This is a genomic window from Ruegeria sp. AF3 (assembly GCF_056536285.1).
In genome coordinates this window covers 1,304,324-1,319,796 of record NZ_JBQFJM010000001.1, presented here as the reverse complement: position 1 = coordinate 1,319,796, position 15,473 = coordinate 1,304,324, and the positions used below count along the sequence as shown (strand labels likewise).

Sequence of the window (15,473 nt, the reverse complement as noted above, 5' to 3'; positions counted from 1 at the left end):
ATGACCCAAGACAAGTTCGGACCGGAAATCACGCCACGCACCCGTGCAAAGGCGCGCCATATCCTAGATCATTATTACATCGGCCCGTCCCGAAATGATGCGGTTCTCGAGATCTGGGGATATACCCCAAAGATGAGCTATGCCCCCGGAGATCGCGTGGCACTTCATGTGTCGACCACGGCGCGTGAATGGGATCTTGAGATCGGTCGCGACGGGCTGGTCTATCAACCACTCCTGACCGAGACGGGCTTGCCGGGGGTGTATCACCCCACGCCGGAGGATTGCTCGGTCAAGGGTTGTGGCTGGCCCGAGGGCTATGGTTTTTGCATTCCCGAAGACTGGGCGCCTGGCGGCTACCTTGTCACCTTCCGCGCCCGCAGTGGCGACGAGATGGTCGAAGAGCATCACATCATCCTTGTAAGAAGCGCCCCTGATGCCAAGCCATCACCCTATGTTCTGGTTTGTGCCACCGGCACATGGCTGGCTTATAACTGCTGGGGCGGCTCGAACCATTACGAAGGCATCACCGGTCCCGAAGGTAACGCCTTTTCCCCGGTTCTTTCGACCCAGCGACCCTGGTCGCGCGGGTTTTGCAGGCTGCCTGAAGGCGCCCCGCGGGCGCTGCGGGAAAAGCCGACCAGACCGGGCGAAATGGTGCGCTACCCCAATATGGAATGGGCTTACGCTTATGGCTATTCCAAGAAATACGCCTCGGCTGGGTGGGCCAGCTATGAACGCCATTTCGCCCGTTGGGCCGAGGGGGAAGGCTATGATTTCGACGTGATCGCGCTGCATGATCTTGAGCACGACCCGAAGCTGCTTGGCCGGTATGCCTGTGCCGTGTTTGTCGGCCATGACGAATACTGGAGCGCGATTATGCGTGACGCTGTTGACACCTATGTCGATGGCGGTGGCAACGTTGCACGGTTTGCCGGAAACTTCCTGTGGCAGACCCGGATCGAAGACGAGGGTCACACGCAGATCTGTTACAAGTATATCGCGGATCAGGACCCGCTTATGGGCACCGAACAAGAGCACCTCGTCTCGGGTGCCTTCGAGGTCGCACCAGTTGACCGCCCGGGTGCCTTGACATTCGGTGTTAACGCTCTGCGCGGTGTTTACGCCGGTCTTGGGAATTGCGTGGGCGGCGGCGCAGGCGGCTTTACGGTCTACCGCCCCGACCATTGGGCATTTGACGGAGCCGGGGTCGGCTATGGCGACATTTTAGGCGCGCACGGCCGGATTTTTGGCTATGAGGTCGATGGTCTGGATTACCGTTTCGAAGACGGTCTGCCATTTCCCACCTGTACCGACGGCGCTGTTCCAGAGATCGAGATACTTGCCATGGGGCTTGCCACCAATATCGAGGCAGATCACGGGGTCTGGGGTGAAACGCTCTACATCGGCGCCGACGATGCGCGGTTCAAGGCGCAGATGCTGTTCGGCGAAGTCACACCCGAGACGCTCGACGCCTGTAAACGTGGCAATGGGATGATCATCTCGTGGCGTCGCGGCAAGGGTCAGATCTTTACAGCCGCAACCTGCGAATGGGTTGCCGGGCTGATCCGCCGGGACGAGCAGGTAGAACAGATCACCCGCAATGTGCTCGACAGGTTGGGAAAGGGTTAGGTTACGTGCTCAAATGAAGGTTGGGGCGTATTGCCTTTCCAAAGAATTACTTGTTTCGCGGATACATGACCCTCACGTTTACTACCAGCAAGTGATGCGGTGACTAACAACTCGATCAGACGAGAGACGATCAGCAAATTTAAGCCCAAGCCGAACTGGTTTTTTCAGGTTTCACCACACAACAGGAATGGCTTAGCGAATTAGCAAAGGCCGTTTACGATATCCGGCAAATGTCCGATACCGTGCAAACCAGAATACAATCGCGCAGCAACGTGGCGTTCGCCGAAGAAGAGCGTCAAGGGACATTGCTGGCAGCTAAAGTCCGAACACTTGCATTGGCCGTTGTTCTTCTTTGGCAGGTGATCGACAGCCCGGAAACAGGACCGGCTTATTACTTCAATCTTCTGGAAATTTTTTTCTTTATTTTATTGGGAGGTTTGCAGTTTGTCGCTGCCTACACGCGTCGCGGCGGGCGTGGTCTTCCGTATGTGTTCGTTACGTTAGATTGTGTTTCTCTTGCAGCCGTTTTTACCTTGGGATCACCATATATCGACAGCCCCTTGCCACCCGCCATAGCGATGGACACGGCGCGGTTTTTGTTTTTCTTCCTATTTCTGATGCAGACATCTTTCAGTTTTCGGCCTTCCCTTGTGGTTTGGTGCGGTGTCAGCATCATTGTGTCCCGCCTCGGGATGTGGGCATGGTTTCTGAGTCAGCCTGACGTACGCAGTAACTTGGAGTTGACCGAGCAATCCGTTGAAGCCTGGCTTGCCGGGGCAAGAGACTTGAACTTTCTGTTTCTTGGCTATGCAGCCATAGAATTGATGGTCGTGCTGATCGTGTCTGCCGGGCTTGCGATCGTCGTCGCGCGCTCTCGCAGGCTGGTTCAGAATTTCATTTCGACCGAAAGAAAGCGAGCCAGCCTGGCGAGGTATTTTTCACCCAACGTGCTTGACGAATTGAGCAGTCTGGAAGCCGGAATTGCGGCTGGTAGGCAACAAAACGTTGCCGTGTTATTCGCGGACATAATGGGGTTTGCGAAGCTTTGCGAGAACGCGACTGCCGACGAGGTGATCGAACTTTTACGAGACTACCATGATCGGTTGGGTAAATCGGTATTCGATAACTCTGGCACTTTGGACAAGTATATCGGCGACGGTCTTATGGCCACGTTTGGCACTCCAACGCCCAGTGCACACGACCCTGCCAATGCGTTGAACTGCGCATTCGAGATGATAGAAGCGTCAGACAAATGGAACGCAGAAAGAGAGTTGTCCGGGAAGGAACCGGTGCGTGTGGGAATCGGGCTGCATTGGGGATCGGTTGTAGATGGCGACATAGGCAACGAGCGGCGACTGGAATACGGCGTGATTGGGGACAATGTGAATGTCGCAAGCAGGATCGAGCACCTGACCAGAGAACTGAACACGCAATTGGTCGTGAGCCACGATTTGGTGCAGGCCATCGGGCACAACGATGCAATCCCAAACTTAAGCCGGTTGACTGACGCCGGAGAACAAAAAATCCGGGGGCGCGCCGCTCTGGTTAAGGTTTGGGTTTATCCGGCAAGCCGATGACATCTCAGCGCGACAGCATCGCGACAGTTGAGCTCGCATTTATTTCCGAGCTCACTTGTAGACGGTGATCCTATCAAGGCATTGGGCGATTGAGACCGGCACGGCAGTGAGGCCTGTCAAACCTCCGCCCCCCCGTAAACCAGGCAGGGGTTACTCGATCCGAGAAAGCAATTGGAAAACCGGCAAGAGTTGCCCAAAAACACCTTTCGTTCGTTCAATGAGGTTTGGTTCGATAGCTAAGGCAGGATTGCTCAAATCTGTCCAGACGGTAAAGCCTTTGCGGCGCAATGCCTCTTCATTTGGATGATCTTTGTCGAAACCGGAGGGAACACGTTTCAATTCAGGATCCCCGACCCGGAAACCACGCTTTCGCATCTCAGCGGCAAGCTGTATCACCTCTGCCCCATTGGGGCCTGCCATCTCTGTTCGGAAGGCATCCAACGCTTCCTTTTCGTACTGAAACACCCCGCAGCCAAGCGCCAGATCATCGGGTGAGAGACCGAAGAACCACATCGGCGGCTGATCCGCACTCCCGTCTGGAATAAACGCAATATGCAGGTGTGCGTTGTAAGGTGTTTTGTCCTTGGAAAAACGGACATCCCGATGAATACGAAAAATCTTGCTGCTATGGGTCTGGCCGGTCAGATCACGCAAGGCATCCGCCATGTCATTCGCGAACAGCGTGCCTGCCTGCTTCAAATGGGTCTCGTAAGTTGATTTGTTGGCTGCAAACCATTCCTTCGTGTTATTGGCCCGCAAATCCCTGAGAAAACCAAGCGCTTCGGGTGAGAAACTTTCAAACTGAGCCATTGCTTTCTCCGTTCAGTCTTTCGCGGGAAGGGCCGCGGCGTGTTCGAGACAAAGGTGTAACCAGCGCAGCAAAGCGGCGTCATCGCAATCACTCTCATCCACGCGGATAAAACCGCCCAGTTTGCGTGTGCCGTGGATCACTTCTTGGGCCGTGGGATCCGCCAGCGCAATGCTTTCGTTGTCCTTGCCCACCCGGAACATGAACCGGCCCAGCCCGTCGTTATGCCGCCGCGCCCCGCACAGCATGTTGCCGTTCAAGAAAAAGCAATTACCACCCATCATGCGCTTTTCTGAAATGCCCACATGCGCGGCCAAAGCGTCGCGAATGCGGGCGTTGAGGGTTTCATCCACCGGCATCAGCTGGATGCCTCAAGCTGCCGGTGGATTGATGGCGTGAACGGAACATAATCGACGAAGTTTCCATGTGACCGCATTACGCGCACGAACCTGTCGCCCCCATCCCATAGCGGATGGGCAACCGTCCTGAATCGACGCAGGTCAACAGCAATCGCCAGTGGAACGGTTACCCAGTCTAATAACGCTGCAACAACCTGCACAATGTGCGAACTTTGTTCCATCTGCGCCCTCCTTTCAGACAGTTCTCAGGGTCTCATGCTTTCATAGGTGATCAATGCAAAGCGGGCACCTTGGGGGTCGTTCAGCGTGGCCATGCGCCCGACCCCCGGCATATCCATCGCGGGTTGAAGAACGGTGGCGCCTTTGGCTTCGGCCTTTGCAACACTCGCATCCACATCGGTCACTGTGAAGAAGACCGTCCAGCTTCCACGCGCCTCTGGCATTGGTGAAAAGCCTCCGATAGCGGTCTCTCCCACAACTGCGGCTGAATAACTGGACCCATCCTGCATCGGCATATCGCTGATCGTCCAGCCCAGCACATCCTGGTAAAAGGACTTGGCCTTGCTCTGATCCGGCCCGGAATGCCCGATCCATCCTGAATTTCCGACAGCCGTCATCTCAAGTATACTCATGGGTACCTCCGTTGGTTACGCCCGCCACATGCGGGTCTGACCCAAGGACGTATGAGGAGTGTGTGTTCCTACAGGCCCTCCAATTCTTTTTGACTGATTTTGATTTTTTCTTTGATCACGTCACATTCCAACGCGGTGGGGGAAAGCGCCAACACGGTTTCAAAGGCGGAAATGGCGTCTTTATGATCCCCCGCTTCTTGCAAAAGGCCACCTCGCATTGCGTGAAACCAACGATAGTTGGACAACTCCTGTGACAGCGGATCCATTGCTTTCAATGCATAGTGTGGGCCGTATAGCTTGGCCTGTGCGGCAATCTGGTTGAGCCGGATCACCGGTGTCGGCTGTAATGCGTAAAGGGCAGCATAGTGACTTTCGATCAACGCCCAGTTGGTTTCTTTCGATGAGGCGGAACAGGCATGTGCCGCTGCGATTGCAGCCTGGACGATATATACCCCGCGGTGACCAGTCCGCTGGGCTTTTTGCAACAGCGATGTAGCCTCAGCGATATTCGAGCGATCCCAAAGATCGCGGTTCTGATCGTCGAGTGCGACAAGCTTGCCTTCCGCGTCAATCCGGGCCCGGCGCCGGGCGTGTTGAAACAACAATAGCGCCAGCAATGCGGCCTGCTCGCCCATTGCAGGGAACAATGCGACAAGAAGGCGGGCAAGCCGGATCGCTTCTTTGCACAGCGTGAGCTTGATTTGCTGCGGCCCGGCCGAGGTCGACCACCCTTCGCTGAACATCAGATAAACCATTGTCGAGACTTCGCCCAACCGGGCTTGCCTCTCAGCCGGGCTTGGCGTTTCAAAGGCGACCGGGTTATTTGCGATCTTCTTTTTGGCGCGGGTAATGCGCTGCTCCATGGTTTTGGATTTGACCAGAAATCCGCTGGCGATCTCATCGACACTCAGCCCCACGACCACCCGCAAAGCAATGGCGATCTGATCCCGCCGATCCAGTTCCGGATGACAGCAGATGAACAGCAAGCGCAGGACATCGTCCCGCATCTCGTCAGGGTCGGGTGTTTCCGCCGGCATCGGTTGAAACTCCTCTGCGTGGCGCGACAGGATTGCCGTGCGCCGCCGGGATTTGCGTAATTCGTCCAGACCCGCATTCCGGGCCGTGGCCAGAAGCCATGCCAATGGATCACGAGGCGCCCCGTCCTGGGGCCAAACTGCCAAGGCTTTCAGGCAGGCGTCGGCAAAGGCCTCCTCTGCGGTGTCCAAATCCCGAAAAACCCGCGTCAGGGCAGCAATGGCGCGCGGGCGTTGATCAGCAAATGTGGCCTCCAGCCAGTCTGACATGATCTATTCCGACGATATTGCACCCCCGGCCCAGGCCACAGGCCGAACTTCCAGCCGCGCGACCGGTGAAGAGATCAGTTTTGCATGTTCCAACGCTTCCTCAAGGTCTTTGAAGTCAGCGGCGTAAAACCCAAGGAAGTTTTCCTTGGTCTCGGAAAACGGGCCATCGGTGATCAGGGGGGCAGCGCGCTCAGACGTGGCCGGTTCGACCATTACCGCTGACGTTGGCGGCATCATTTTTATCGACACGAACTCTCCGCGTTCCGACAATACTGCTTGCAGGGCGCGATGGCCTGACATCACTTCGTCCTGGCGATCTTTCGGCAATGCCTCGAACACGCCCGGTTCCCCATAAATTGTGATTGCGTAAATCATTTTCGCCTCCTTGCGTTGGTCGCATTGTGCAAGGACGCGCGACGCCATGCAAATCCGACAACGACCAGAACCGACAAAATTACCCAGGCCGCTTTTGTCTGAAAACCCAGCGGCCCGGGCTTCCATTTCCATCCAGATAACAGGTCGGGGGTTTTCAATAACCGGTACAAAACCCGTGTCTTGAAAACCGGTTCCCAGAAAAATGTCCAAATGGTAGGCTGCGAAACTATGGAAAGCCGGCCAAATCGTCGATTAGCAGCCATCTTAGCCGCCGATATCGCAGGCTATTCAAGATTGGTTGGCTTGGATGAAGAAGGCACCATCGACAAGCTGCGCCGGATCCGCGCTGAAGTCATCGAGCCCTTGATCGCCGGGTATTCAGGGCGCATTGCGAACACAGCGGGTGACAGTTTTCTGATCGAATTCCCCAGCGCGGTCGATGCGGTTCGCGCGGCCGTCGCGATACAGGCCGAACTGTCGAAAAGAAACTCAGATGCCGAACCCGACCGCGCAATCGTTTTTCGGATCGGTTTGAATGTCGGCGATGTCGTCTCAAACGCCGACGACATCCTGGGTGATGGTGTCAACGTGGCCGCACGGCTTGAGGCACTGGCAGAACCTGGGGGGATTATCGCATCGCAGGCGATTGTCGGATACGCGCGCAACAAGGTGCCCTTCGCCTTTACGCCAATTGGCCCGCAATCCGTCAAGAATATTGCAGACCCCATTGAGGCGTTCCGCGTCGAAACAGATGCGTTGACCCCGGCGGTAAAGCACAAAACGAAGAAAGCACCGCGTCTAATGAAGCTGGCTGCATTCCTGATCGTGTTGGGTGCGACCGGGTATGTCGGGACAAAGACATGGGAAAAGGGTCGGCTGCGCGCCTCTGAGGCACAGATGGCTTACCCACTTCCAGACCTGCCTTCGATCGCCGTGCTTCCGTTGACGAACTTCACCAGCGACGCGTCCAACAAGATGTTGATAGATGGCGTTTCCGAGGATCTGATAACGGACTTATCCCGCATATCAGGGTTATTTGTCATCGCCGGAAACACATCCTTCGCATTTCAGGACCGCGACATTGATGTGGCAGGCTTTGCCGAGAAACTGGGCGTTCGCTATGTCGTTGATGGAAGCCTTAGACGCAGCGGAGAAGGTTTTCGGGTCAACATCCGCCTGACGGACACTTTGAACGGCAGATTGATCTGGGCGGAGCGTTTCGACGGTGAAATCGATGAGATCTTCGACCTGCAAAACAACATTGTACTGGCGATTGCGCACGAGTTGGATGTTCCGCTCGACACGCAAAGCCGGATTGCTATCGAAAACATAGAAACTGGAAAGATCGAGGCGCGCGAAGCGTTCCAGCGTGGATGGGAGCTTTATTCACGCTTCAATGAACAGGACAATCTGGCCGCAATTCCGCATTTTGAGCGCGCGGTCGAGTTGGACCCGAATTATGCGCGCGCCTGGGCGACGTTAGCTCTGGCACACTTGCGACCACACATCTTCCACCACTGGTCAGCCTTTGCAGATGCTGACGAACGGATGCATATCGGACTGTTCTATAAATACTACCGTGAACTGACGCATCAGGACACCTCGCTTATCCATGTTATCAGGGCAATAGTCGCTCTCAACCTTACGGATTGGGAAGGCGCCGAGAGCGTAAGTCGGGGAACAGAAGAAGCGAGGCAAGAAGCCGCGAAAGCCATTGCCCAGCAACCAAGCGACCCCGAAGCGCATGTGACAATGGGATGGGCCTTGATCGCGGGCGGCGAGCCAGAGGAAGGGCTGGCATTTGTGCAGGCCGCAATGCGCCTAGATCCGGAATATCCCAGCCACTACGCGTTATTTCAGGGGGCTGCACTGTTTGCGATGAATGATCTGACTGGTGCAGGGGCCGTTATAATGTCTGAGTTGGACCGAAACCCGCAGGCAGTTGAGTTGATGCCATTTGCAGCGTCGGTTCTGGCCTTGAATGGTGACCGAAGCAACGCGCGCGCAATGATCGAACAATGGCAGGATGGAGAAAACGAGAAAGTTCTGAGCGAAGCGGTACGCGATTATTTCTTTATCGTGCGATGGATCGGCGAGCATCAATATTTGAACAACCGTTTGAAAAAAGGCCTTCGATTGGCCGCGCTTCCGCCGAGTACGACAGTTGCAAGTCTCAAAGCTGATCTGATGCGCGGAGATGCCAAGGAACAACGTGACGCGGCTCAGTCTTTGGCGCTCTTTGGTGCCGACGCAGCTCCAGCCGTTCCGGAACTGATCAAGCTGTTGGGTAGCCCTTCGGTTTTTGTCAGAAAAGAAGCGGCCATCGCCTTGGGTGAAATCGGAGGGAAAGCATCCCCCGCTTTACCTGCATTGGAAGCAAACGCAGACGAGTCTTTGTCGGGAAGATTTGCCGCCCGAGCCATTGAACAAATACGCGGAGCCTCACAATAACGACGACTTTGGGCGCTATCGACCTCTTTGCTCCTGCTGTTATTTGGAGACTGTTGGCTGGAAACCCGGGCAGATATCCTTCGCCCCGTTGACCGCAGCCTCAGGCAAGTGTTCTGAACGCATTCAGGCTTTCGCTGAAATGCTCGATGAACTCCAGTGTTATCAAAGACGGCTGCTTCAAAACCGGGCGTACCAGCGAAAGCGTATGCGGCAAGAACGGCTTGAATGGCCTGTAGCTTAGCCCCCGGTCTGTGTAATGGACAGCGTCCAGCTCGCTGACAATTGAAACACCGACGCCTTTTATCGCCAATTCACATGCCGCCGTGAATTGCCGGACTTCGATATGCGAGTTGAGTGTAACATTGGCCTGCTGAAATGCCTTCGAAAGCCGTCCGAAAAAGTCGCTATCGCGCCGCGTATGTATGATGCTCTCATCTGCAAGATCGGAAGGCGTCACCTCCGAGAGGTTCTCAAGTGCGTGATTTTTCGGGAACACGCAAACCGTGCGCACATCGACATTTCTGCTTTCGACTCCAGGATGACCGTTAAAGCCATCGGTGATTCCAAAGTCATATTGTTCGCCGACCATCCATTCCAAAATCCGTTCCGGCCTGTCCGGTTCGATCGTCATAGTAACACCTGGCCGGTCTTTCAGAAAACTTGCTACAACATCCGGCAGATGGCTGGTGGCAAAACCGGGAAGGCAGGCGACGCGGATATGCCCGGCTTTTCGCTGTGTGATATTCTGACTGGCGTCTGATATCTGCTTCATCAATTCCAGAACACGATCCACGCTGGGTTGCAGATAGCGAACTTCCTGGGTTGGTACCAATCGCCCTTTGCGGCGATCAAAAAGTTGAAATCCAAACGATTTTTCAAGATCCGAAAGCAACCTGCTAACAGCTGGTTGGCTTATCCCCAAATCGGCGGCAGCTGCTGTGACCGAACCATTGGTGGTCACCGCCATGAGCGCTTCCAGTTGCCGAATTCTCAAAGTTTGTCTCATTCCAGACCCGGTGCTGCTTGTACATTCAATTTGTATAACACCGTATTATGATTTTTGCCAAAAAATAGGGCTTGAATTATATTTCTTTAGCGGTAACGTCGTGAAATCGTCATGTGTGTCGAATACGCGTTGAAGTCGGTACTCAACGAAGCATCGAACCTGATGCATGGGAGGAATCATGAAAAAGAATTTGCTTGGCGCTCTTGCCGTTACAACTGCCTTGTCCCCCTTGGCGGCAATGGCACAAACCGAAGTTCAATTCTGGCATGCCTTCACCGGCCGCCTTGGCGAACTTGTCAAAGCGCAGGTTGAAGAGTTCAACGCCAGTCAGGATGAGTTTGTCGTGGTCGAAAGCCACAAGGGCAACTATTCGGAAACCCTGAACGCTGGTATTGCCGCTTTCCGCGCAGGTGAACAGCCACATATCCTGATGGTTTTCGAAGTCGGTACCGCAACGATGATGTCGGCAAAAGGCGCGATCAAGCCGGTCTACAAAGTCATGGCCGAAAGTGGCGCGTCTTTTGATCCCGATGCCTATATCGGTGCGGTGAAAGGTTATTACACCACCACCGACGGAGATATGTTGTCGCTGCCGTTCAACTCTTCCACGCCGGTCTTGTGGGTCAACCGCGATGCCATGCAGGCGGCGGGTGTTGATCCTGACACTGACCTGTCGACTTGGGAAAAAGTCGGCGATGTGCTGGAGCAACTCAAAGCCGGAGGCGAGGACTGCCCGCTGGTGACGGCATGGCAAAGCTGGATCCACCTGGAAAACCTGTCTGCCTATCACAACGTTCCGTTTGCATCGCAGGACAATGGTTTTGCCGGTCTGGATACAGAACTGATGCTGAACGGCCCGGTACAGGTCGCGCACCTGAGCGCCATGGGCGACTGGGCAAAGGATGGCGAATTCATCTATACCGGTCGCAGAAATGAAGGCGGCGCAAACTTCCGGGCCGGTGAGTGTGCCTTGTTCACCGAAAGCTCGGCCGGGTATGCCGGGATCAAAGCCGAGGCCGAGTTCGACTTTGATGTGCGCCCGCTGCCGTATTGGGAAGCGGTCACAAGCGAGCCGCAGAATACCATCATCGGCGGTGCTTCCCTTTGGGTGATGGAAGGTCATGATCCGGAAGAATATAAAGGCGTTGGCGAGTTCTTGAGCTTCTTGTCTTCGTCTGACGTTCAGGCGGCATGGCACCAGAATACCGGGTATCTTCCGATTACCGCGGAAGCCGGTGAAGCGACCCGTGCGGCCGGTTTCTATGACGAAAATCCGGGCACTGATATCGCTGTGATCCAGATGACCACAAAAGAGCCGACGGCAAACTCGAAAGGTCTGCGTCTGGGATCGTTCGATCAAATCCGCGGTATCATCGATGAGGAGCTTGAGGCCGTCTGGTCCGGTGAGAAAACCGCCCAGGAAGCCATGGACAGCGCAAAGGAACGCGGTGACGCGCTTCTGCGCAGGTTCGAATCGGCGAATCAATAAATTTCTGAAATCCGGTGCGGGCTCGGCAGAGCCCGCATCCACTTTTCTCGGCGGGTCATCAGGATGGAAAAACGCGTCACATTTCGCGGCTGGTTGTTGCCATTGGCGCTGATCGCTCCGCAGGTCGCCATTTCTGCTGTATTTTTCTTTTATCCCGCAGCGCAGGCGGTCTGGCAGTCGCTGTTCATCCCAGATCCGTTCGGGTTGTCGTCCAAGTTCGTCGGTCTGGGCAATTTTGAATTTCTGCTGAGCGACAAGTTTTATCGCGCATCCTTTGTAACCACGGCGGTGTTTTCGACGCTTGTTACGCTCTGCTCCATGATCCCGGCCCTGTTTCTGGCAGTCATTGCAGATCGGCTGATCAAAGGATCCGGAGCTTATCGGACTCTGTTGATTTGGCCTTATGCAGTCGCACCGGCGGTTGCGGGTGTACTCTGGCTGTTCATGTTCAACACGCGCGTCGGTGTCGTGTCGTGGTATCTTGGACAGCTGGGCTATGACTGGAACCACGTATTGAATGGCACCGAAGCGATGGGGCTTGTGGTTGTCGCTTCGGCCTGGGGGCGCATCAGTTATAACTTTTTGTTCTTCTTCGCCGCACTCCAGTCGGTTCCGAGGTCGGTCATCGAGGCCGCCGCGATCGATGGCGCACGATTCTGGCGCAGGTTTTTCACGATTGTCCTGCCGTTGCTGTCACCTACAGCGTTCTTCCTGCTTGTTGTGAATGTGGTTTACGCGTTCTTTGAAACTTTTGGCGTAATCCACACAATCACCGGCGGCGGGCCGCAGCAGGCCACGACCATACTGGTCTACAAGGTCTTTTCAGACGGGTTCGTCGGTCAGGATCTGGGCTCGTCTTCGGCGCAATCGGTCATTTTGCTGATTGTCGTCGGCCTGCTGACCGTCATTCAGTTCAAATACGTGGAAAAGAGGGTGCATTACTGATGGCAGCCCAGCAGCACGGAATGGTCGAAAAGCACGGAGCGGGTATCTGGCTGACGCATGCCCTGATGATCCTTGGCGTTCTGGTCATCTTCTTTCCGATCTGGCTGGCGTTTGTCGCCTCAACCGTTACCCAGCCGGAAGTTGTATCACCACCCATGCCGCTTTTGCCGGGTGATCAGTTCTGGGAGAACTACAAGGCAGCCCTGTTTTCCGGCGTGAATGTCCCCGTCGCAACGATGCTGTTCAACAGCCTTGTGATGGCCATCGGGATTGCAGTGGGCAAGATCGTCATTTCACTGCTGTCGGCATTTGCAATCGTCTATTTTCGTTTTCCCGGTCGAACAACGTTCTTTTGGCTGATCTTTCTGACCCTTATGCTGCCGGTCGAAGTGCGGATCGTTCCGACATTTGAGGTCGTGGCCGGGTTCGGAATGCTCAATAGCTACTACGGGCTGATCTTTCCCCTGATCGCCTCGGCCACGGCGACCTTCCTGTTCCGTCAGTTCTTTCTGACAATTCCGGACGAGCTGGCCGAAGCTGCGCGTGTGGATGGTGCCCGGCCAATGCGGTTTTTCATCGACATCGTCGTTCCGATGAGCCGGACAAACATTGCGGCACTGTTCGTCATCCTGTTTATCTATGGGTGGAACCAGTATCTGTGGCCGCTGCTAATCACCACCGACCCTGAGATGAATACCATTGTGATGGGCATCAAGCAGATGTTCCCGTCTGGCGATGATGTGGCTGATTGGCCGGTCATCATGGCAACCTCCATTCTGGCGATGATCCCGCCAGTCATCGTGGTGGTGTCAATGCAAAAGCTCTTTGTCCGCGGCCTTGTCGATAGCGAGAAATAAGAAATGGCAACAGTAACTCTGGAGAATGTCAAAAAGAGCTTTGGCCCGACAGATGTCATACATGGCATCGACATCCAAATCGAAGATGGCGAGTTCATTGTCATCGTCGGCCCTTCGGGTTGTGGGAAATCCACGCTGCTGCGGATGGTGGCAGGGCTTGAGACCGTGACCTCGGGTGAAATCCGGATTGGTGAGGAACGGGCCAACGAAAAAGAGCCGATGGATCGCGACATTGCCATGGTGTTCCAGAACTATGCGCTCTACCCCCATATGTCGGTCCGGCAGAACATGGGCTATGGCCTGAAGATTGCAGGGTTGCCCAAGGCCCAGATCGATCAAAAAGTGACCGAGGCGGCCAGGCTATTGCAGCTTGAACCATTGCTGGACCGCAAACCCAGACAATTGTCAGGCGGCCAACGTCAGAGGGTGGCTATGGGCCGCGCGATTGTCCGTGAACCTGCGGTCTTCCTGTTTGACGAGCCTCTTTCGAACCTGGACGCCAAGCTTCGCGTGCAGATGCGGCTTGAGATTCGTGAGCTCCAGGAAAAACTGGGGATCACGTCGCTTTATGTAACCCACGATCAGGTTGAAGCCATGACAATGGCCGACAGGATGATCGTCATGAACGGCGGTATCGCCGAACAGGTTGGCACACCGCTAGAGGTATACGAAACACCAAGAACCCTGTTTGCGGCGCAGTTCATCGGCAGCCCAGCGATGAATGTCTTTGAAGCCCGACGCGAAAACGGAACCGCCATGATTGGTGAGGTCGCGGTTGGTTCGTCGCCGGGTCCTGATACTGCCTTCAAACTGGGGGTACGACCCGAGCATCTATTGCTGGATGACAATGGCCCGATTGAGGCCACGATTCAGATGGCAGAGCCATTGGGGGCAAACACGCTGTTGCACGGTCAACTGACCGGCTCGGGGGATCCGATCACGATCAGCCTTCCGGGTGTGCATCCGATTGAAGGCCGACATCCGAACATGCGGTTTTCTGTGTCCTCAAACCATTTGCATCTGTTTGACCGATCTACCGGTGAAAGGCTGGAAGGCTGATGGCATTCTCACAGGTCGAGGCTTTCCGGGGGGGCGACAACCTGATCCGCATCGTAGGCCACCGGGGTGCGCGAGGTGTGTTGCCTGAAAACAGCATGATTGGCTTCGACTTTCCGCTCTCCATTGGCGTGCCGCTTCTGGAGTTTGATGTTGTCCTCACGGCTGACGACATCCCTGTCATAACCCATAATCACCGGCTGCACGCCCCCAGTTTTCGCGATGTTGACGGCCAGTTTCTGACCGGGGAAGAGCCGAAGGTTTCAACCCTGACGTTCGAGCAGATTCAGAAGTTCGATGTCGGGCGGTTGGATGGGAATTCTGCCTATGGTCAGCGTTTTCCTGATCAGGCACAAATGGATGGCGTTCGCGTTCCAAGGCTGCTTGACCTGCTGGATCTGGTGAGTGACCCCCAACATAGCGATGCCTGTCTGATGCTCGAGCTGAAGTCGGACCCCGATTTGGCCCATGACGCGCGCTACAGAGAGAAGTTTGTCCGCCTTGTCCTGCAAGAGGTCCGTTCCAGGGCCCTGTCGTCGCGCGCCGTGCTGCACAGTTTCGACTGGAATCTGTTGGAAGAATGTCAGCGGCAAGCGCCTGATATGCCATCTTCTTATCTGACCCAACTTCCCGAAAACGCCGAGGATGTAGGGGAGGATTCTTCAAAAGCAGTCTGCCCGGATTTTCGAGGCCGCAAAGGCGATATTCCGCTATTGGTCAAGCAAGCGGGCGGCTCACTGTGGTGCCCGTATTATGCAGATGTAACTGCCGAAAACGTCGAACTGGCCAAGGATTTGGGCCTTTGCGTTGCGGTTTGGACGGTCAATGACCCTGTAGACATTGCCAAGATGATCGACCTGCGTGTGGATGCCATTGTTTCTGATTATCCGGGTCGGGTGCAAAGGCACTTGTCTGACCGGGGTATGAGCTGGCGTTAAACCGCCCTGAAGGCCGGAGCTGAATGCCTCGCCCTTCAGTTTATCAA

General features: G+C 55.3%; 15 protein-coding genes. 8 read left to right on the top strand and 7 right to left on the bottom strand.

Features of this window, described 5'->3' with window-relative positions; all coding sequences use genetic code 11:
* Together ACR3FC_RS06670 and ACR3FC_RS06665 are read left to right on the top strand one after the other, a co-directional pair.
* Entirely contained in the window at positions 1-1,629 is a 1,629-nt protein-coding gene (locus tag ACR3FC_RS06670) for a N,N-dimethylformamidase beta subunit family domain-containing protein (RefSeq protein ID WP_480473992.1), read from the top strand.
* A gap of 242 nt (positions 1,630-1,871) precedes the next feature.
* Positions 1,872-3,206, top strand: coding sequence for an adenylate/guanylate cyclase domain-containing protein (locus ACR3FC_RS06665; protein WP_480473991.1), 1,335 nt, complete (start codon positions 1,872-1,874; stop codon positions 3,204-3,206).
* 150 nt (positions 3,207-3,356) lie between these two features.
* Here ACR3FC_RS06665 and ACR3FC_RS06660 read toward each other — a convergent pair whose 3' ends face one another.
* From ACR3FC_RS06660 to ACR3FC_RS06635, 6 genes are all read right to left on the bottom strand, one after another.
* Positions 3,357-4,016: a DUF2461 domain-containing protein gene (locus ACR3FC_RS06660; protein WP_480473990.1), complete on the bottom strand. Its 660-nt coding sequence runs from the start codon at positions 4,014-4,016 to the stop codon at positions 3,357-3,359.
* Between the two features lie 12 nt (positions 4,017-4,028).
* Positions 4,029-4,367: a TfoX/Sxy family protein gene (locus tag ACR3FC_RS06655; RefSeq protein ID WP_480473989.1), complete on the bottom strand. Its 339-nt coding sequence runs from the start codon at positions 4,365-4,367 to the stop codon at positions 4,029-4,031.
* Between the two features lie 5 nt (positions 4,368-4,372).
* Positions 4,373-4,594, bottom strand: a complete 222-nt coding sequence (locus ACR3FC_RS06650) for an MAPEG family protein (protein WP_480473988.1) — start codon at positions 4,592-4,594, stop codon at positions 4,373-4,375.
* A 24-nt stretch (positions 4,595-4,618) separates the two neighbouring features.
* Positions 4,619-5,005 carry a VOC family protein gene (locus ACR3FC_RS06645; RefSeq protein WP_480473987.1) on the bottom strand — a complete coding sequence of 129 codons (387 nt, stop codon included), beginning with the start codon at positions 5,003-5,005 and terminating at the stop codon, positions 4,619-4,621.
* A gap of 68 nt (positions 5,006-5,073) precedes the next feature.
* Positions 5,074-6,309, bottom strand: coding sequence for an RNA polymerase sigma factor (locus ACR3FC_RS06640; RefSeq protein WP_480473986.1), 1,236 nt, complete (start codon positions 6,307-6,309; stop codon positions 5,074-5,076).
* 3 nt (positions 6,310-6,312) lie between these two features.
* Entirely contained in the window at positions 6,313-6,684 is a 372-nt protein-coding gene (locus ACR3FC_RS06635; protein ID WP_480473985.1) for a YciI family protein, read from the bottom strand.
* Positions 6,685-6,894: 210 nt separating this feature from the next.
* On the opposite strand from ACR3FC_RS06635, the gene ACR3FC_RS06630 reads away from it, so the two are divergent.
* The gene (locus ACR3FC_RS06630; protein WP_480473984.1) at positions 6,895-9,135 is read left to right on the top strand and encodes a HEAT repeat domain-containing protein; all 2,241 of its coding nucleotides are present in this window, start codon (positions 6,895-6,897) and stop codon (positions 9,133-9,135) included.
* 100 nt (positions 9,136-9,235) lie between these two features.
* On the opposite strand, the gene ACR3FC_RS06625 is transcribed toward ACR3FC_RS06630, so the two are convergent.
* Entirely contained in the window at positions 9,236-10,141 is a 906-nt protein-coding gene (locus ACR3FC_RS06625) for a LysR substrate-binding domain-containing protein (RefSeq protein ID WP_480473983.1), read from the bottom strand.
* Positions 10,142-10,319: 178 nt separating this feature from the next.
* Here ACR3FC_RS06625 and ugpB point away from each other — a divergent pair, with 178 nt between their 5' ends.
* The 5 genes from ugpB (at position 10,320) to ACR3FC_RS06600 (ending at position 15,426) form a co-directional block, all read left to right on the top strand.
* On the top strand, positions 10,320-11,630 hold the full coding sequence (ugpB, locus tag ACR3FC_RS06620; protein WP_480473982.1) for a sn-glycerol-3-phosphate ABC transporter substrate-binding protein UgpB: 1,311 nt from the start codon (positions 10,320-10,322) through the stop codon (positions 11,628-11,630).
* 63 nt (positions 11,631-11,693) lie between these two features.
* Positions 11,694-12,575, top strand: coding sequence for a sn-glycerol-3-phosphate ABC transporter permease UgpA (ugpA, locus tag ACR3FC_RS06615; RefSeq protein ID WP_480473981.1), 882 nt, complete (start codon positions 11,694-11,696; stop codon positions 12,573-12,575).
* 20 nt (positions 12,576-12,595) lie between these two features.
* Positions 12,596-13,432, top strand: a complete 837-nt coding sequence (gene ugpE, locus ACR3FC_RS06610) for a sn-glycerol-3-phosphate ABC transporter permease UgpE (RefSeq protein ID WP_480476825.1) — start codon at positions 12,596-12,598, stop codon at positions 13,430-13,432.
* Positions 13,433-13,435: 3 nt separating this feature from the next.
* On the top strand, positions 13,436-14,491 hold the full coding sequence (gene ugpC, locus ACR3FC_RS06605; RefSeq protein WP_480473980.1) for a sn-glycerol-3-phosphate ABC transporter ATP-binding protein UgpC: 1,056 nt from the start codon (positions 13,436-13,438) through the stop codon (positions 14,489-14,491).
* Entirely contained in the window at positions 14,491-15,426 is a 936-nt protein-coding gene (locus ACR3FC_RS06600; RefSeq protein ID WP_480473979.1) for a glycerophosphodiester phosphodiesterase family protein, read from the top strand. The genes ugpC and ACR3FC_RS06600 overlap by 1 nt, the downstream gene beginning before the upstream one ends.
* Positions 15,427-15,473: the final 47 nt, after the last annotated feature.